General features: G+C 69.4%; 18 protein-coding genes and 4 pseudogenes. 15 read left to right on the top strand and 7 right to left on the bottom strand.

Annotated features, from left to right (window positions below):
* The first annotated feature begins 5 nt into the window (after positions 1-5).
* Positions 6-299 (top strand): hypothetical protein, encoded by a 294-nt coding sequence (locus OG867_RS32315; RefSeq protein ID WP_331720388.1) that lies wholly within the window; start codon positions 6-8, stop codon positions 297-299.
* Between the two features lie 25 nt (positions 300-324).
* On the opposite strand, the gene OG867_RS32310 is transcribed toward OG867_RS32315, so the two are convergent.
* The gene (locus tag OG867_RS32310) at positions 325-999 is read right to left on the bottom strand and encodes an SDR family oxidoreductase (protein WP_331720387.1); all 675 of its coding nucleotides are present in this window, start codon (positions 997-999) and stop codon (positions 325-327) included.
* Positions 1,000-1,139: 140 nt separating this feature from the next.
* Positions 1,140-1,613: a cupin domain-containing protein gene (locus tag OG867_RS32305; RefSeq protein WP_331720386.1), complete on the bottom strand. Its 474-nt coding sequence runs from the start codon at positions 1,611-1,613 to the stop codon at positions 1,140-1,142.
* 66 nt (positions 1,614-1,679) lie between these two features.
* On the opposite strand from OG867_RS32305, the gene OG867_RS32300 reads away from it, so the two are divergent.
* From OG867_RS32300 to OG867_RS32280, 5 genes are all read left to right on the top strand, one after another.
* Positions 1,680-2,669: a DUF5937 family protein gene (locus OG867_RS32300; RefSeq protein WP_406291309.1), complete on the top strand. Its 990-nt coding sequence runs from the start codon at positions 1,680-1,682 to the stop codon at positions 2,667-2,669.
* A gap of 6 nt (positions 2,670-2,675) precedes the next feature.
* Positions 2,676-2,834: a DUF397 domain-containing protein gene (locus OG867_RS32295; RefSeq protein ID WP_331720384.1), complete on the top strand. Its 159-nt coding sequence runs from the start codon at positions 2,676-2,678 to the stop codon at positions 2,832-2,834.
* A 150-nt stretch (positions 2,835-2,984) separates the two neighbouring features.
* Positions 2,985-3,389 carry a hypothetical protein gene (locus OG867_RS32290; protein ID WP_331720383.1) on the top strand — a complete coding sequence of 135 codons (405 nt, stop codon included), beginning with the start codon at positions 2,985-2,987 and terminating at the stop codon, positions 3,387-3,389.
* A 57-nt stretch (positions 3,390-3,446) separates the two neighbouring features.
* Positions 3,447-4,262 (top strand): alpha/beta fold hydrolase, encoded by an 816-nt coding sequence (locus OG867_RS32285; protein ID WP_331720382.1) that lies wholly within the window; start codon positions 3,447-3,449, stop codon positions 4,260-4,262.
* A 67-nt stretch (positions 4,263-4,329) separates the two neighbouring features.
* On the top strand, positions 4,330-4,665 hold the full coding sequence (locus OG867_RS32280; protein WP_331720381.1) for a VOC family protein: 336 nt from the start codon (positions 4,330-4,332) through the stop codon (positions 4,663-4,665).
* 87 nt (positions 4,666-4,752) lie between these two features.
* Here the strand turns inward: OG867_RS32280 and OG867_RS32275 are convergent, their stop codons facing one another.
* A complete protein-coding gene (locus OG867_RS32275; protein WP_331720380.1) occupies positions 4,753-5,796 on the bottom strand; it encodes an SGNH/GDSL hydrolase family protein in 1,044 nt (347 codons plus the stop codon).
* A 229-nt stretch (positions 5,797-6,025) separates the two neighbouring features.
* On the opposite strand from OG867_RS32275, the gene OG867_RS32270 reads away from it, so the two are divergent.
* Positions 6,026-6,631 (top strand): hypothetical protein, encoded by a 606-nt coding sequence (locus OG867_RS32270; RefSeq protein WP_331720379.1) that lies wholly within the window; start codon positions 6,026-6,028, stop codon positions 6,629-6,631.
* 4 nt (positions 6,632-6,635) lie between these two features.
* On the opposite strand, the gene OG867_RS32265 is transcribed toward OG867_RS32270, so the two are convergent.
* Positions 6,636-7,475, bottom strand: coding sequence for a class I SAM-dependent methyltransferase (locus tag OG867_RS32265; protein WP_331720378.1), 840 nt, complete (start codon positions 7,473-7,475; stop codon positions 6,636-6,638).
* A gap of 922 nt (positions 7,476-8,397) precedes the next feature.
* On the opposite strand from OG867_RS32265, the pseudogene OG867_RS32260 reads away from it, so the two are divergent.
* The 5 genes and pseudogenes from OG867_RS32260 to OG867_RS32240 all read left to right on the top strand — a co-directional run.
* Positions 8,398-8,601 (top strand): annotated as a pseudogene (locus OG867_RS32260) (RacP protein); the annotation flags it as partial.
* Positions 8,602-8,669: 68 nt separating this feature from the next.
* Positions 8,670-8,999: pseudogene (locus OG867_RS32255) on the top strand (transposase); the annotation flags it as partial.
* Positions 8,999-9,388: pseudogene (locus OG867_RS32250) on the top strand (IS30 family transposase); the annotation flags it as partial. The pseudogenes OG867_RS32255 and OG867_RS32250, both read left to right, overlap by 1 nt.
* Positions 9,369-9,668 carry an integrase core domain-containing protein gene (locus tag OG867_RS32245; protein WP_331720377.1) on the top strand — a complete coding sequence of 100 codons (300 nt, stop codon included), beginning with the start codon at positions 9,369-9,371 and terminating at the stop codon, positions 9,666-9,668. The pseudogene OG867_RS32250 and the gene OG867_RS32245, both read left to right, overlap by 20 nt.
* A gap of 293 nt (positions 9,669-9,961) precedes the next feature.
* Positions 9,962-10,144: pseudogene (locus tag OG867_RS32240) on the top strand (HIT family protein); the annotation flags it as partial.
* Positions 10,145-10,246: 102 nt separating this feature from the next.
* Here the strand turns inward: OG867_RS32240 and OG867_RS32235 are convergent.
* Entirely contained in the window at positions 10,247-11,305 is a 1,059-nt protein-coding gene (locus tag OG867_RS32235; RefSeq protein ID WP_406291305.1) for a protein kinase family protein, read from the bottom strand.
* Positions 11,306-11,567: 262 nt separating this feature from the next.
* Here OG867_RS32235 and OG867_RS32230 point away from each other — a divergent pair, with 262 nt between their 5' ends.
* Genes OG867_RS32230 through OG867_RS32220 form a run of 3 tightly spaced genes read left to right on the top strand, consistent with a single transcriptional unit; the run spans position 11,568 to position 14,038 of the window.
* Entirely contained in the window at positions 11,568-12,170 is a 603-nt protein-coding gene (locus tag OG867_RS32230) for a helix-turn-helix domain-containing protein (protein WP_331720375.1), read from the top strand.
* Positions 12,167-13,084: an SDR family oxidoreductase gene (locus OG867_RS32225; RefSeq protein WP_331720374.1), complete on the top strand. Its 918-nt coding sequence runs from the start codon at positions 12,167-12,169 to the stop codon at positions 13,082-13,084. Before OG867_RS32230 ends, OG867_RS32225 begins: the two co-directional genes overlap by 4 nt.
* Before the next feature lie 51 nt (positions 13,085-13,135).
* On the top strand, positions 13,136-14,038 hold the full coding sequence (locus tag OG867_RS32220; RefSeq protein WP_331720373.1) for an FAD-dependent oxidoreductase: 903 nt from the start codon (positions 13,136-13,138) through the stop codon (positions 14,036-14,038).
* Here OG867_RS32220 and OG867_RS32215 read toward each other — a convergent pair.
* Together OG867_RS32215 and OG867_RS32210 are read right to left on the bottom strand one after the other, a co-directional pair.
* Positions 13,993-15,318 carry an MFS transporter gene (locus OG867_RS32215; protein ID WP_331720372.1) on the bottom strand — a complete coding sequence of 442 codons (1,326 nt, stop codon included), beginning with the start codon at positions 15,316-15,318 and terminating at the stop codon, positions 13,993-13,995. The two genes, OG867_RS32220 and OG867_RS32215, sit on opposite strands and share 46 nt — an antisense overlap.
* Positions 15,315-15,977, bottom strand: coding sequence for a winged helix-turn-helix domain-containing protein (locus OG867_RS32210; RefSeq protein ID WP_331720371.1), 663 nt, complete (start codon positions 15,975-15,977; stop codon positions 15,315-15,317). The genes OG867_RS32215 and OG867_RS32210 overlap by 4 nt, the downstream gene beginning before the upstream one ends.
* Positions 15,978-16,004: the final 27 nt, after the last annotated feature.

Here is a 16,004-nt window from a genome sequence, read left to right as displayed (position 1 = left end):
GCATGATGACAGAGCAGGAACCGGTACTGGCAGGGATGGGGACGGCCTCCTGGTCGGCCGAGGACGGCGTCGCGTACGAGGTGGCCCTGGAGGGCATCAACCATGTGGTGGGGGCCTACTCCGGGTTGATCGCCCAGGCGAGGAAGGCGGGCGACAGCGCCCGGGTCGATGAACTGCTGGCCGAACAGAGCGCCTGGTCCGCCAAACGCGGCAGTCTCGGACCGGAGGACCGCGCCGGAGTGGACGCGCTCACCGCCGAATCCGCACAGGCGCTGGAGCGGCTGCGGAGCACGCCGTGACGGTGGGACGAGGGGCGGGACGGCGTCACGCGGTGTAGACGCGTTCGACGTCGTCGCGCTGCGTGTGCAGGTCCCAGTAGAGGGGGGCGACCTCCTCGGCCGAGGCCGCCGGTACTCCGGGCGGGCCGTCCGTGCCGATCCACACGCCGATGGCGACGTGTGCGGCCTGGACGCCGGTGCCGGCCAGTTCCTTGTGCAGGCTGAGTACCCAGTTGCGCAGCGCGGCCTGCGCGGCGTTGAGGTTGCCGAGCATCGGAGTGGGGTCGACCGAGCCGGCGCCGTTGGTGTAGAGCAGGGTGCCCGCGCCGGCCTCGCGCATTGCGGGCAGCACGGCTCGTGTGGCGGCAATGGCTCCGTAGAGCAGGACGTCCATCACCCACCGCACATCGGACGGGTTGGTCTCGGACGGAACGGTGAGCGGCGTGGATGCGAGGCTCCCGCCCGGGGAGTACTCCAGTACGTCGATGCCGCCGAAGCGGGTGGCGGCGTCCTTGAGCGCCTGGGTGAGCGCGTCATGGTCGAGCACGTCCGCGGGGAACGCGGCGGCGGTGATGCCTTCGGCGTCGAGCCGGCGGGCCAGGTCGTTGAGCTTGTCGCGGTTGCGGGCGATGAGAGCGACGTCGAAGCCGCGGGAACCGAAGGTACGGGCGATGGCCAGGCCCATACCGGGGCCGGCTCCGACGATGGCGATGCTGGGCACAGTGAATCCTTTGCTGGGAAACCGTTGGGAAAGGGGTGGATCAGGCGACGGTGAGCGCGAACGCCTCGCCGGCCCGCACCAGGCCGTAGGCAGAGATCACCGACACCTTGAGGATTGCGGACGAGCACATGCCGTTACCCTTACCGCCCGCAGTCGTCGACGAAATGGTTGTCGTGGGCTTCGTGGAGCCGGCTCAGGTCACCCTCGTTCGCAGTGGCGAGCTGTGTGAAGTACTCCTCCCGCGGTACACCTGGCGAGAGCGCCATCAGGAGGGTGGCAGGTTCGGCGCGCTCCTTCCGGAGGGCGTGGACGTCACCCACTGCGGCATGCGCGGTGTCGCCGGGCCGCAGAGTTCGCCAGGCACGCCCATCGAAGTAGTCGACCTCACCTTCTTCAACGATGAAGGTCTCGCTGAAGGTGGCGTGGAAGTGCGGGTCAGGTCCCCGGCTGGAGGGCGACATGCGCCACCGGTAGATGCTCACGATCCCGTTGGTCTCCGCCGGACCCGCGAGAACCTCGATGGTCGATCCGCCGGCGCCCAGCCGGATCGTTCGCGTCTGTTGGGCTCGCTCGGGGTCCTCGGAACAACGGGCAATCGACTCCGTGTCGGTCATGGCCCGAGTCTCGATGCTTCGCCGTTCTGCTCGCGCTCACTTCGGCGGTGGCCTAACAATAGGGGAGTGATCCGCTACCGATTGGGCGTTGGTGCTGCGAGCGTGCGGTGGGCGATGTCACCGATGCACGAAGTGGTCAGTCTTGCCCAGCTCCTGACCGAACCGCAGCGTCACCCGATGTTCCATCCGTGGCTTCGCCGTCGCCGCCACCGTCTCTCGCTCCCGGACCTGAGGGCGCTCACGGTCTTCATGGCCGATAGCGCGTATCGACCCGACTTCCTCGACCCGTCGCCGATGTCCAGTGAGCCGACGTTCGAGGAAGGCATGGATGCCCTCCTCGCCGCGCCGCCGGACCAGACGTACGCCGAGCTGGTCGACGCTACGAGGCAGTGCGGGGCGGAGACAGGCCGCCGATTGCTCGATGCCCCCGACCGGGCCAGGTCCGAGGCCGCCGATGCACTGCGCCGCCTCTGGAAGGCAGTTGTCGAACCGGAATGGCCGTCCATGCGGCAGGCGCTGCGTGCCGAGATGCTGGATCGGGCCATCCAGGTCAACCGCGAGGGGTTACGCGCAGTCCTTCCGCGCCTGCACCCTTCCGCTGCGTGCGAGGGCGACACCATCACCGTCGATAAGACCGTCGACATCGACGTCGACTGCCCCGAGGGACTCATTCTCGTCCCGTCGCTGTTCATCACCGACCGGATGCAGTGCACCACCTCGGACCACTGGACACCGGCGATCTATTACCCGGCATCCGGGCGGTACCTCTGGGCGGTACCTCCTACTCCGAGGTCGCTCGACCGTCTTCTGGGGGTGACTCGATCGAGGATCCTGGCCGCGCTCGCCACTCCGCTTCAGACGACCGTTGTGGCCCGGCTGGTGAGCGTCACGCCCCCGACGGCCAGCGAACACCTGGCAATCCTGCGGGACGCCGGACTGATCGACAGCAGCCGGGCCGGTCGTACGGCCACGCACGAGCTCACCAAGGCCGGACGTGCTCTCCTTGACGCGGCCTCGCCGCCGGTCATGACGGGTCGGGGTGCTGCTGATGGGTAGTCAAGCGTGGTGGGCACCCGGGGCTACTTCGACGCCACGCGCGACAGCGCCCTGCCCGGCGCCGATGCCATGGTCCGTATCCGGGACTCCAAGGACACCGCCATCCCCGGTCTGAAGGTCTCGGAAGCGGCGTGGACGGCCTTCACCGCTGACGTCAGCGGCTGACCGCCGATCCGGACCCGAAAACGGTGGCCCCTCTGCGTCGGAGAGGGGCCACCGGCCGGTTCTTGCCAGTGTCCGAGCTGAGCGAATCCATTCGAGACGCCGCTCGACCCCGTGGCACCATGTAGGGCATGACGACCAACCGAAAGGTTCATGCCGCGTAGACGGCCAGGACGCATCCGACGGGCCGGAATCCCGGAACGGCAGCAGGCGCAGTGCTCATGGCCGGCGATCGACCGCCTCTCCCCGCGAGCGCTGTCCGAGATCGTGCGCCTTGAACGCACGCGGAACTATCTCCAACCAGGGGACGTCAACGCGGCGTTGCGCCTGTGGAAGGCATACGTTCACCAGTCCGAGCGTGAGCTCTGGCACGACGACGAGTTCGGCAACGTGCACTGGTACTGCTGCGGCAACCCCCTCGAAGGCCGAGCCCTGCTCGACAGCGTGATCCGAGCGATGTCGTCCCGCGGAGCCCGCGAGCTCCGCAAGATCATTGAAGAGCTCGACGCCTTCATGGGCCCACCCGACCCAGCCGTGGCCCGCCGAAGACGAAGATGAGCTCAGCAGGCAAAACACTTCTGCGTCCCTGTTGATCACCCGGCTAAGGTGCCCGACATGAACGCCATAGTGCTGCGCGGTGCCACGTTCCACTACGACGACCTCGGTCCTTCGGCCGGGCTGCCGGTCCTCTTGATTCACGGTCATCCGTTCAACCGCACCCTGTGGGCACCCCAGGTCAAGGCGCTGGTCGAGGCGGGGTATCGGGTTGTCGCCCCCGATCTGCGTGGTTACGGCGACAGCGGCGTCACCCGGGGAAAGGTGTTCCTCTCCGACTTCGCCGATGACCTCGCCGCGCTCCTCGACCACCTGGGTGTCGAGCGGGCGGTGGTCGGCGGCGTCTCGATGGGCGGCCAGATCACCATGGAGTTCCAGCGTCTCCACCCGCAGCGGGTGGAGGCCCTGGTCCTGTCCGACACCTCCGCGCCCGCCGAGACCGAGGAGGGCAAGGAGTTCCGCAACCGCCTGGCGGACCGGCTCCTCGCCGAGGGCATGGACGGGTACGCGAGCGAGGTGATCGACAAGATGCTCGCCGCGTACAACGTCGCCGCGATGCCGGAGGTCGCCGGGCGTGTCCTGGGCATGATGCGCGCCACGGACCCCCACGGCGCGGCGGCAGCGCTGCGCGGGCGGGCCGAACGCCCCGACTACCGGGACACGCTGGCCGCGGTCCGGAAGCCGGTACTGATCGTCGTGGGCGCGGACGACGCCTACACCCCCGTCGCGGACGCCGAGGCGATCCGCGAGTTCGTTCCCCACGCGACTCTGACCGTCATCGAAAAGGCCGGCCACCTGCCGGGCGCCGAGCAGCCCGAGCACTTCAACGCCGCTCTGCTGGACTTCCTTGCCGCGCAGGTGACCACCCGTAGCTGAGCCAGATCCGGAACCCGTAGAGCGCACCCATCGAGGCAAGCCGTTGTTCAACGCCGTCCGCACCGTCATGACTTTCGCCGTCGACCCCGAAGCGTCGGCCCGTTGGTGGGGCGAACTCCTCGGCGTGCCCGTGGAGAAGGACATCGGTGACACCGGGGCCGTCTACGCCTGGGTGGTGGTCGGCGGGGTCGAGCTCGGGTTCCACCCCGTGGACGACGAGCGCAACCCCCGGGGCGGCAGCCCCGTCGTGTACTGGGGCGTGGAGGACCTCGACCGGGTACGCGAGCGGCTGCTGGCGGCCGGGTGCGCGCACCATCGCGGGCCGCTGACCATCGAACCGGGGCGCAGGATCGCTCAGCTGCGCGACCCGTTCGGCACGGTCATCGGGATCGAAGGCCCGTAGGGCGCGTCAGCACTTCTCCGCTGACGGTGGCTCCCTCCACCCCGGCCCGAGGAGGGGAGGAGAGCAGCCACCGTCGCGTACGCGGTGTCAGCGTTCGAGGAGGGCGATGCGGATGGCCCGTTCGACGTGGGCCGCCGTGTTGGCGTGGCCGGCGGCGTTGGGGTGGACCAGGGTGACGCGCTTGCCGATGACACCGCAGTTCAGCGCCGTGCCGGGGACCTTGGCGGGCCAGTAGTCCTCGGCGTCGCCGCAGACACCCTCGACCCACTTGGTGGCGGCCGGGCGGCAGGCGTCGTGGCCCTCACTGGAGGAGTAGACGTCCACGTAACGGTCCCCGAAGAAGTTGCTCACCCGCTGGATCGTGCTGTTCAGCGGCTTGAGGACGTCGTCGCGCAGCCAGTCGATGTCGGCGTGGCCGATGAGGCTCAGCTCGGTGAGGGACAGGCGGTTGCAGTCGCCGCTGTTCTCGGGGAGGACGGCCGGGTAGCCGACCGTGATGACCTTGGCGTTGGTCGCGGCCTGGTGCACCTGGGCAAGCATCTCGATGTACTCGTCCTGGACCCGGCTCAGCTTGTCCTGAAGGCTCTCCTCCCCCTCGGGCGGATTGGTGTAGTAGTCGCGGCATGACTGGCCGGCCGCGCCCATCTCCAGGCACTTGGTCAGGATCCCGGCGAAGGGCAGGCTGTTACCGCCGACGCCGATGGTGACGATGTCCGTCTTGTCGTCCAGCCCGGCCCGCTTGGTCTGCGGGTCCACCGAGGGCCAGCCCGCGGCCGGCGGCTGCACCGGGCTGATCGGGGTCTGCCGGGTCGTGGCGATGTCGGAGACCACGGCGCCGCCGCAGCTCACGTTGGTCAGGTGGACGGGCTTCCCCGGCGGAAACTCGGCGAGCTCCTGGTCCACGACGTCCGGGTACGCGTTCGAGGTCCGGTCGCAGCCGTCGCGCGAGGCGTCACCCAGCGAGGGCTGCGGGGTCCCGACGAAGACGCCGGCGGTGTACGAGTCGCCCAGCGCGGCCCACTCGTACGAGTCGGCCGCGCCGGCGGGGCCGGAGGGCAGCAGCGCGGATGCCGCGAGCACGAGCCCGACGGTCAGGGCGCGGGTGCGCAGGCGGGACACACGGTGTCGCATGGTTGCTCCAGGGTGGGGGAAGGGCGCCCCGGGGCCGGTCGGCTCCTCCGGGGTGGAATGCGCCTCGCCCAAGATCATCCATGCCGTTCGACCCGTATCCTGATGAATCCTGCCGAATATCCCCCATCAGGGTAAATGGTCAGATCTATCGCGCCGTTGTCGACCGGCGCCTGCCGGCTACCTTGATTCGGTCCGGGGCGCCCGGCCGACGGTCGATAGGCTCGCCCCCATGGGCGTCGACCTCACCACACTGATCGCCGACTGGTCCTGGCTGGCCGAGGTCCCACCCTCCGAGCGGCTGCCACGCCTGCGGGACGCCTGGTACGACGAGGCGACCGGGCTGTGGGACTACGACGAGAACGGGACCGACGGCGGGTGGGAGTGGCCGCGCGGGCCGCACCGTGCGCGCTTCGGCGTGTACGACTTCCCGGGCACCCGCGGTTCGTACAAGCCGCACTTCTGGGCGGGGGAGGGGTGGGAGAAGGCACGCGACCACGTCGACGCGGGCGTGCGGGCGGAGTTGGACGCGCTGCTCGGCGGGCTGATCTGGGACGGGCCGGATTTCGATGACGAGGAGCCGAGCGAGGGACATGCCTTCTTCTCCGGGGGCTATGGCCTGCTCGTCGCGAAATCCCCGGAGGGCGTACGGGATCTGCTCGCGACCTGGGAGCGCGTACGACCCCGGCTCGATGAGCTCCGCGCGCCCTTCGAGGAGCACTCCTCGGGGTTCCGGTTCGCCGACTTCGACGCCTTCGTGCGGCTCCTGACCAACTGGGGTGACGTCCTGGCCGAGGCCGCCCGACGGGGCTGGGGGATCGCGGGCGTGAGCGAGTAGGCGGTCAGCGCCTGCGGGAGACCCCCAGCTCGATCAGGTAGCGCTTCGTCACCCGGCCCCCGTACCGCCCGTCGATCAGCTCCGCGATGGAGTCCAGCAGCCCGCGCCGGGCGGCCTCCGGGAGCGCCCGGTGCCCGGAGTACGTGCGCAGCACGTCCAGGTACTGGGCCGTGGTGTACGTGACGTCGTGCTCGTAGCGGCGGAAGACCGTCGGGCCGAAGCGGCCGCCGCGCGCCACCTCCTCCGCGTGGTCCGCGTTGCCGACCTCGGCGGCGGTGGGAGGCCGCGTCCCGGGCTTCGTCTCCGGGTCGAAGCGCTCGTAGCAGCGCTGGACCTCCACGAAGAACTCCTCGGTGCCGCCCCGCACATGCTGGGTGCGCACGACGGCGAGCGCCCCGCCCGTCCGCAGGGCGTCGGCGGCCTTGGGCACGCGCACCGCCGGGTCGATCCAGTGGAACGCGGTGACGACGAGCACGGTGTCGTACGGCTCCGCGGGCAGCGGCCAGCTCTCGAACGAGGCCGTCACCACCTCCACGTCCGCCGCCCCGGCCAGATTGCGCCGGGCGACCGCGGCCATGCTCGGTCCCGCCTCGACGGCCGTGATCCGGCACCCCCGCCCGGCCAGCGGCACCGTGGCCTGCCCGGTCCCGCAGCCCACCTCCAGGACACGGCTGCCGGGCCGCGCCCCGGCGAGCTCCGCGAGGTCGTCGTAGAGCGCCACCGGGTACCCCGGGCGGGCCCGGTCGTACAGCTCGGCGTCCTCGTCGAACGTCTGCCGCAGCCGCTCCCGCCGGGAGTCCTCGGGGGTGTCGTCGCGGGGCGCGGATGCGGTGATTTCGGGCATGCGGGGCAGCGTATGCGATGCGGACGGCCCGTGGCTCGCGGTCTGCCGTACGCCGGACCAGCGGGGGCGTGGGTGGCCGAACCCGCCGCCCCGTGGGGCTACCGGGAGATGTCTCCGACAGTGCACATCCAGTCGGACGGAGCGAAGGCCGTCTGGGCGGACGAGGCATGACGTACGGTCTCCGCCGGACACGCCCCAGGACTCGGTCAAGACTGCGGTTCGGGCTTGGATTTGGGTAAGCGGCGCGACCTTGCGCACCGGGCCGACGGTTCTGAGAGCGCCAGGGTGCACAGCCTGAGGGCGGCTCGCCTCTTCTCGATCCCGTGGCGCTTCGGTCCCGTTCAGTCCCGTAGGGAGAAAGGCCAGGTCAGTGAGGGTGACCTCTTTTTTTACGGAACTGACGGGGCTGGTCCTGGGGGTTATCGGCTGCATACGTACTGTCGTGTACACGCGGGGGCGTGCATGCAGGCGGTGCATTATGTGGCTTATAACTGACAGGTTCAGTCCCGTCAGTCCCGTACTGCAGATCCGTAAGCCTGTGACCTGTATAGATGTTGAGCGGGATTGAAGCCCTCGGCGGCTGACGGGACTCAGGTTTCGGGACTTGAGGAAGAAGCACTTCCGAGACCGGGGGCGTGGACCAGGCTCTGTTTCGCAATGCCGATAACTCAGTCCCGTCAGTCCCGTTGAGTCCGCACCTCTCCGTAAGGCCGTGGTAGGCGGGCTGCGGTCGGGGCGACATGGCTCAGCACGTATGCGACAAGGACAGCTGTTGCTCCGTCAGCCCGAGCCCCCGTCGACGGTTCCCGCCGCGCTGGAAGACGGTGTTGTCAGCCGGAAGGACCTCCCGGTCACGTTGTTGATCCGGGCTCTTCGGGGCAGGACCGTCCGCCGAGTGCCGTAAGCGCAGGCCCAGCAACACGGCTACCAGCTCGGCGCGGAGCGGGCCGCACTGGAAGCCTACGAGCGCCAGGTCCTGTCCGAGAAGCTGACGCAGTTCCGGCGGTTCATCACCGGCACCGTCGCCCCGCACGCGGCTGCCCACCCGAACGACAAGTGGGTACGGCACATCGTCGCCCAGCTCAACTCCATCGAATCCACCCTCGACCTCATCGCCTCGGCCTGACCCTTCCTCGCGGGGGCCGACCAGCTTCGCCGGTCGGCCCCCGCCGCAGTTCACAGACAGGAGGGGAAGTGCGTCAGCGCCGCTATCCCTCGGACATGACCGATGATGAATGGGCACTGATCGAACCGCTGCTGCCACCGCCAGCCTGCGACACCGCCCGCGGCGGCCGGCCGGAGAAGCACCCCCGGCGCCAGATCGTTGACGCGATCCGCTACGTCGTAGACACCGGCTGCAAGTGGAGGGCCTTAGCTGCGGACTTCCCGCCCTGGAGGACGGTCTGGGGGTTTATGGCCCGCTGGGCGGCGGCCGGGGTTATCGGTCAGATCCGCGACGCACTGGCCCAGCGGATCCGCCGCGAGATGGGTAGAGGTCCCAGGGCAGTCGCCACGATCATCGACTGGCCGGTTATGGGGCGATCACGATGAAGACGGCACTCGCTAACACGATGTCGACGCTGCCCGAGCAACTGACACGATCGCTGACATGGGACCGAGGAAAAGAGATGTCGGCGCATGCGCAGTTCAGAGTCGAGACCGGAATTCCAGTCTTCTTCGCTGATCCGCATAGTCCATGGCAGCGCGGCACGAACGAGAACACCAACGGGCTCCTGCGCCAGTACTTCCCGAAAGGCACCGACCTCTCGCGGTGGTCCGCCGAGGAACTCGAGGCCGTCGCTCACACTCTCAACAACAGACCCCGCAAGACGCTCGGCTGGAAGACGCCCGCCGAGGCATTCAACGAGCAGCTACAGTTGCTTCAACAAGCTGGTGTTGCAACGACTGGTTGAATCCGGTCAATACACGAGCCAGCAATTCGCCTCCCTGGCGTCCGAGTTCGGGGTTCGGCTGTCGGTCGGCCGGACCGGTCAGTGCTGGGACAATGCGCTGGCAGAGTCGTTCTTCTCGACCATCAAACGTGAACTGCTCGGCACCTCCGCGTGGCCCAGCCGGGCCACCGCCCGCACCGCGATCTTCGATTTCATCGAGGGCTGGTACAACTTGCACCGACTGCACAGCAGCCTCGGCTACCTCAGCCCAGCTGAGTACGAGACCGCACTCGCAGTCTGACCACCACACCAATGGTGTCCGTCAAAGCGGAGCAAGCTTATGGTTCCTCCAGAGGAATCGAAGAAGGTGAGGCCACCCGACAAGGACCTCCGAGTGAAAACGATCACTCACCCCCGCAGACACGCACACATACCGGCTACACACGAATGCCCGCCCGAAGGCCACTTCGCGTACGTGAGATCCGAAGCAACTGGCATGGCCGCGCCAAGCACACCGAGGCAGAGTCCCGCCCCTAAGCCAGGCGTACCGCAGCCAGGATTTCGAAAACAGCTACTGAAACAGCGCGGCGCTTAGTGGCAGACGGCGAGGCGGCCTTCCAAGAGGTCTTTCACGTCCACCTGCATGTTTTCCCCCGCTTCAGGGGAGACCCGTTCCGCATCGATGCGGAACGGCGGGTGCACGAACGCCATGTACTCGATGAGGCAGCGGCGGCGGTCCGGCGAGGTCTTGCCGTCCTTGATGCTCCACTCTGTTGAGGGCCTGTTTGGACGGCAGGGTTCGAGCGGGGAGGGCGGCTGGTCGACGGCTGACGGTCGGCCACGCCGTTGCGGATTGCCTGTGCGGGCCCTGATGCCCGCTCAGCTGGGACCTGACCTGTCCGCTTCGAGGACCCGGTGAAGCGTCTCCAAGGGGTACGGGATCTCCCTGCTCTCCTCCTGGATCTTGAGGTAGAAGTCCGTCAGCACTGCGGCGAGCGGGGCATGACGGGAGAGGATCGCCCTGGCCTTCGGTGATCCGCCCGGTGGTTCCTTGCCACCGGCACATGCGTGAATGAGTGCCACGCGTTCGTTCCGCTCGTATCCGTGGAGAGCAGTGAGCAACCAGTTGACCAGCCAGCTGACCGTGTAGCAGCGATCGTAGGTCCGGTGCAGTTCGTAGAACTGTGTCTCGGACGGTGTCAGATCGAACCGGGAGGAGAGGGCGAGGCCGAAGTCCGTGAAGTAGAGGCGTCGGCCATCGGTCAGGATGTTCCGAAAATGGGCGTCGAAGTGCAGCAGTCCGCGAGCGTTCATGAAGGACGTGCCGGCTTCCAGCGAGCGCTCCACCAGGGAGAGGGCCCGGTCGGCGGATTCCTCACCCGCCCGCACCTGCTCGGTGAGCCAATCGTGGAGCGTCTGAGGGATGTACTCCAGAAACAGGACGAGGCTCGCAGAGGAGTGCTGAAGGGCCTCGATACGACGGCGTACCTCGGGTCGACCTCCCCAATAGGCCACAGCCCGCTCCACGTCCGCGAGTTCTTCAGGAAGAGCGGTCGTGTCCGGCAGCACCCGCCAGTGGTACATCACCGGGAACCCCTGGTACTGCCCTCCGAGTACCCAGTTCGTCGTCATGGTGTGAACCGCGAGCTCACGCCACGCACCGAAACCAGGCCCACCGACACCGTATTGGCAGTACATGGGCAGCCCGAACATGTTGGCGGTGGACCGTACGTGCTCCGGCAACCGCTCCAAGTCCGTGAGCGGCACCCGTTTGACGAAGACCGGCTTCCCGTCGATCTCCATGAGCGCGGACTTGCCGCCGATACCGGAGCCGAGCGGCACAGCGGCGTCCACGAGCTCGGCCAGCCGGTTGTCACTTCGCAGGGCGAGCGAGGTAGAGACAGCGCTGTAGGCAGCCAAGCGCGCTTTCTCCGACATATCGGGATGCTCAAGTGCCACCTGCATCGAAACGCCGACCCCGTTTCCATCATGTCCGTGAGTGCTTCACCGCTGCTGCCTCTGCACTGTAGGTGCAGGCCGATGTGGAGATCAGCGGAACCTACGGACGGCGCCGGCGGGCCGTGCGCCCGGCACATCCGGATGTCCGGTGGGGAACCCCCGGCCGCGGCCCGGGTTGTCTTCCGGTCGGCCGAGGTATTTAATGAATGAACAGGCATTTATTAATGAGGAGCTGTGAACCATGGGACGCCCCCGGGGGGTCGAGGACGCGGTGATCCTGCGTGCGACGGCCGAGGTGATCGGCCGGGTGGGTCCTGCGGGGCTGACCCTGGCCGTGGTGGCGCGCGAGGTGGGGCTGGTGCCCGGCACGCTCGTGCAGCGCTTCGGCTCCAAGCGCGGGCTGCTTCTGGCCCTCGCCGAGCGGTCCGCGAAGGATGCGGAGGCACGGTCCGGCACGGGACGCGCGGCGCACGAATCGGCGCTCGGGGCGCTCGCGGCGCTGGTCGTGGAGCCGATGGCGTTGATGGACGCGCCCGAGACCTACGCCAACCATCTGGCATTCCTGTGCATCGATCTGACGGATCCCGAGTTCCGCCGGCACGCACTGGCCATCCACCAGGCCCAGGGCCGGGCCATCGAGGGGCTGCTCGCGGAGGCCCTGCGCACGGGGGAGCTCCGTGCCGGAACGGATGTCGGAGCCCTGGCGGGGTCCGTACAGGCGATCACCTCCGGCGCCGGCCTGTTGTGGGCCCTCGACCGCAGGGGGACCCTCGCACAGCGGGTCCGTGCGGAGCTCGACCACCTGTTGTCCCCTCACCGACGTTCCGCTACGGAGGAATCATGAGCACCGACGCACGACCTCTGGCCGGGCAGGTCGCCCTCGTTGCCGGTGGCACCCGAGGCGGTGGGCGGGGCATCGCCGTCGAACTCGGGGCCGCGGGCGCGACGGTGTACGTCACCGGCCGCAGCAGTGCGGCCGGACGCTCCGACCTGGACCGTCCGGAAACCATCGAGGAGACCGCAGAGAAGGTCGCCGCCGCCGGCGGACGCGGCATCCCGGTCCGTACGGACCACAGCCGCCCGGACGAGGTACGTGCTCTGGTCGACCGGATCGCGGCCGAACAGGGCGGGCGGCTCGACATCCTGGTCAACTCCGTTTGGGGCGGAGATCCACTGACCGACTGGGAGCGGCCCCTGTGGGAACAGGACCTCGACACGGGCCTTCGGCTCATGCGGCGGGCCGTGGAGACCCATGTGATCACCAGCCGCTTCGCGCTGCCGCTGATGGTCGCCCGCAAGAGCGGTCTCGTCGTGGAGGTCACCGACGGCAACACCGCCCGCTACCGGGGCTCGTTCTTCTACGACCTCGCCAAGTCGGCGGTGATCCGACTCGCCGTCGCCCAGGCCGCCGAGCTGAAGGCCCATGGCGTCGCCGCCTTGGCTATCACGCCGGGCTTCCTGCGTTCGGAGGCGATGCTGGAAGGCTTCGGTGTCACCGAGGCCAACTGGCGGGACGGCGCGGCCAAGGACCCGCACTTCGCGTACTCCGAGACCCCCGCCTATCTCGGACGAGCGGTCGCCGCGCTGGCCGCCGACCCCGGCATCATGGCCAGGACCGGGCAGGCCCTGGCCACCTGGGGGCTCTACGAGGAGTACGGATTCACCGACGCCGACGGCACTCAGCCGGACTGGCCCGCCCACTGGGCCGAAGCCCTGGAACAGGAGCACGGGCCACTCGGTGAACCACTGACGCCTTGAGGACCCCGTCAGGCGGTTCGCCTCCGAGGCCCTTGATGCTGGAATAGCCCCATGGGCGACACGCTGTACGACACCGACCTGCTCGTCATCGGCGGCGGCCCCGCCGGCTGTGCCGCCGCCCGGACGGCCGCCGGGGTCGGTCTGCGTACGGTGCTGGTCGAGCCGGACCGGCTGTGCCGGAACCTCTACCGCGTCCCCACCCTGAACAACGTGCTCGGCGGCCACACCAGCGGCCCGGCGCTCGCCGACGCCATCACGGCGGAGCTCCTGGGCACGGAGCTGTGCCGGCTCGAACTCGGTTGCTACGTGACCGAGTTGCGCGCCGCCGACGACCATGTGACCGCCACACTCGACACCGGGGCCCGCCTCACCGCCCCGTACGCCGTCGTCGCCACCGGAGTCGGGCCGCTCCAGCCGCGCGACGTCCCCTGGATCACGGCGCCGGACGGGCTCACCCTGCCGCCGCTGTGGCAGGCCGGAGCGGAGGAGGGCCGGACCCTTCTCGTACTCGGCGGTGACCGCCCGATCGGGACCTTCCTGCGCGCCCACCCGGACACGAACACCCGCCTGCTCGTGGCGTACCCGGCGGCCGACGCGTACAAGACGGACGAGATCCGCGACGACCCCCGGGTCACGCTCGTCCCCGTGGAACACCTGACGCTCTCGGGGTCGGCGGAGGTGACCGCGCCCGACGGCCTGCGGCGCACCCTCGCCGCGGACGCCGTCTTCCTCAGCCTCGGCAGCGCGCCCGCCGCCCCGCCGGGCGACCTGGTCCGGGGCGCGGACGGGTACGGCGCGCCCTCCGACCAGCACCCCCGCGTCCTCGTCGCCGGCGACCTCCGCTCCGCGCGCTACCAGCGCATCATGACGGCCCTGGGCTCCGGCAGCGAGGCCGCACTGCACGCGTACTACGCGGCGCGGGACCTGCTCGGGCCGGATGCCGTCGGCGGGTAGTCGCCGGGGGCCCGCGTACGGTCCATCTCGCGCCACTCGGGCCGCAGCCCGGTCAGATTCGTCGTGAGGAAGTACGCGACCCCGCACGTGACCAGTATCGGCACGAGTCCGGCAGCGGTCACCGCGGCCCCGGCCAGCAGTCCGCCGAGAGGGATGCCGGCCCAGGCCAGCGAGTCACCGAGCGCGTTGACCCGGCCCAGCATCCGGCGCGGCACCCGCTCGACCAGGACGGCCCCCATCACCGGGTTGACGAAGCCGGCCCCGAAGCCGCTGACGGCGAAGACGGCCAGCACCCCCCACAGCGGGGCGCCGGAGGCGAGCACCAGGAACCTCGGCGCCCCGGCCAGCAGGAACCCGGCGAGCACCATCAGACGGCGCGGCAGCCTGTGCGCGACCACCGCGGCGATCAGGCTCCCGGCGACTCCTCCGACCCCCATCACACCGCCCATCAGGCCGATCGCGGTCGGCCCGTTGCCGGAGTCCCTGGCCCAGACCGGGGCGAGGACCGAGGTGAACGCCGCGTCCAGCAGGTTGGTGACGCCGATCATGACGATGGCGGTGAGCAGGAGCGGCTCGCCGCGCAGGAAGGTGAAGCCCTCGCCGAACCGCTGCCAGTAGCCCGGCTCCGTCTCCTCCGCCGGGTCGGGGGCATCGTCGGCGGAGCGCCCCGCGTCCCGGGGCAGCGCGATCCGGATGACCACCGAACCGAGGGCGAAGCAGCCCGCGTTGACGGCGAGCGCGGTCAGCGGGCCGAGCAGCGCCACCAGGGAGCCGCCGGCCGCCATGCCGACCGTGGAGGCCAGCCGCTCGATCACGCCGGACAGACCCGTGGCCCGCTCCAGCGGCACCCGGCCGCGTTCGGCCGCTTCCGGGACCATCACCTCCTTGGCCAGGTCACCGGGGCCCCGGGCCGCCCCGATCAGCGCGACCAGGCCCAGCAGCAGCGGGAAGGAGAGCACGTCCAGGACGTGCAGAACCGGAATCGCGGCGGCCGCCGTCGCGCTGGCCAGGTCGGTGGTCCACGAAACGGCCCGCGGCCCGGTCCGGTCCACCAGCGGTCCGGTGAACACCTTGACCACCACGTAGGGGGCCATCTCGCAGAAGGCGACGAGTCCGGTGCGGCCGGCGCTGCCGGTCGTGACGAGGACGAACCAGGGCAGCGCCACGACGGAGATCCGCGTGCCGGTCAGCGACATCGCCATGGCCGTCAGCACCCCGACGAGCGGCCGTAAGGACCGCGTGGCCGCTATGCCGCCGCTCTCCGACGCGTCCTCGGTCATGACGCGGGCCCGTCGTCCGCTTCCGAGGGCACGGGGTACGGCGACGCGCCGGGCACGTCCAGTTCGGGCAGGACGTACGTGATCACGGTGACCCGCTCGGCGCCTTCGGGGGCGCTTGCCGCGGCCTCCGGTTCGTCCCGCCGGTAGCGCGAGACGACCTCCTTCAACTCCTGCTCCAGGGAGCCGGCTTCCTCGGGTGTGAGGCGCAGTGCCCAGTCGCTCATGTCGAAGGAGTTCCGCCATGCCGGGGGCATCGTCAGGAGCTCGTTCAGCGTCTGCTGCAGGCGGAGGGTGTGGATTGCGGCGACGGACTGGAGGTAGGCGAGGACGGCCTCCGGTTCCCGTTCGGCCAGCTCCGGGTCGTTGAACCAGATCGTGCGGTGCACCGAGCGCCACCAGCGCTCGCGGGCGTTGCCGAGCTCGGCGTCCTCCTCCACGAAGCCGGCCGCGCCCAGCTGCCGCAGGTGGTAGCTGGCCGTCCCCGAGTTCACCCCCAGCCGCTCCGCGAGCCGGGTCGCTGTGGAGGGACCGTACTTCCGCAGCAGTCCGATCAGTTGTACGCGAACCGGGTGGGCCAGGGCGCGGAGTCCCTTGGCGTCCAGAACGACGGAGTCCTTGTCGAGGGCCGGGTCGTCCGGCCCCTTCACCACATCAGCCATGCGGCACACGATAGACCGCGAAGAGTT

The organism is Streptomyces sp. NBC_00209 (genome assembly GCF_045206345.1).
Classification (GTDB): Bacteria; Actinomycetota; Actinomycetes; order Streptomycetales; family Streptomycetaceae; genus Streptomyces.
The sequence above is the reverse complement of the archived record's forward strand: the minus strand, read 5'-3'. Positions and strand labels throughout refer to the sequence as shown.

What these genes read in the sequence shown, in the direction of transcription:
- OG867_RS32315 (WP_331720388.1), top strand. Translation starts at nt 6, where the DNA reads ATGACAGAGCAGGAACCGGTACTGGCAGGGATGGGGACGGCCTCCTGG.
- OG867_RS32305 (WP_331720386.1), bottom strand. Translation starts at nt 1,613, where the DNA reads ATGACCGACACGGAGTCGATTGCCCGTTGTTCCGAGGACCCCGAGCGA.
- OG867_RS32290 (WP_331720383.1), top strand. Translation starts at nt 2,985, where the DNA reads ATGCCGCGTAGACGGCCAGGACGCATCCGACGGGCCGGAATCCCGGAA.
- OG867_RS32285 (WP_331720382.1), top strand. Translation starts at nt 3,447, where the DNA reads ATGAACGCCATAGTGCTGCGCGGTGCCACGTTCCACTACGACGACCTC.
- OG867_RS32280 (WP_331720381.1), top strand. Translation starts at nt 4,330, where the DNA reads ATGACTTTCGCCGTCGACCCCGAAGCGTCGGCCCGTTGGTGGGGCGAA.
- OG867_RS32275 (WP_331720380.1), bottom strand. Translation starts at nt 5,796, where the DNA reads ATGCGACACCGTGTGTCCCGCCTGCGCACCCGCGCCCTGACCGTCGGG.
- OG867_RS32270 (WP_331720379.1), top strand. Translation starts at nt 6,026, where the DNA reads ATGGGCGTCGACCTCACCACACTGATCGCCGACTGGTCCTGGCTGGCC.
- OG867_RS32265 (WP_331720378.1), bottom strand. Translation starts at nt 7,475, where the DNA reads ATGCCCGAAATCACCGCATCCGCGCCCCGCGACGACACCCCCGAGGAC.
- OG867_RS32235 (WP_406291305.1), bottom strand. Translation starts at nt 11,305, where the DNA reads ATGTCGGAGAAAGCGCGCTTGGCTGCCTACAGCGCTGTCTCTACCTCG.
- OG867_RS32230 (WP_331720375.1), top strand. Translation starts at nt 11,568, where the DNA reads ATGGGACGCCCCCGGGGGGTCGAGGACGCGGTGATCCTGCGTGCGACG.
- OG867_RS32225 (WP_331720374.1), top strand. Translation starts at nt 12,167, where the DNA reads ATGAGCACCGACGCACGACCTCTGGCCGGGCAGGTCGCCCTCGTTGCC.
- OG867_RS32220 (WP_331720373.1), top strand. Translation starts at nt 13,136, where the DNA reads ATGGGCGACACGCTGTACGACACCGACCTGCTCGTCATCGGCGGCGGC.
- OG867_RS32215 (WP_331720372.1), bottom strand. Translation starts at nt 15,318, where the DNA reads ATGACCGAGGACGCGTCGGAGAGCGGCGGCATAGCGGCCACGCGGTCC.
- OG867_RS32210 (WP_331720371.1), bottom strand. Translation starts at nt 15,977, where the DNA reads ATGGCTGATGTGGTGAAGGGGCCGGACGACCCGGCCCTCGACAAGGAC.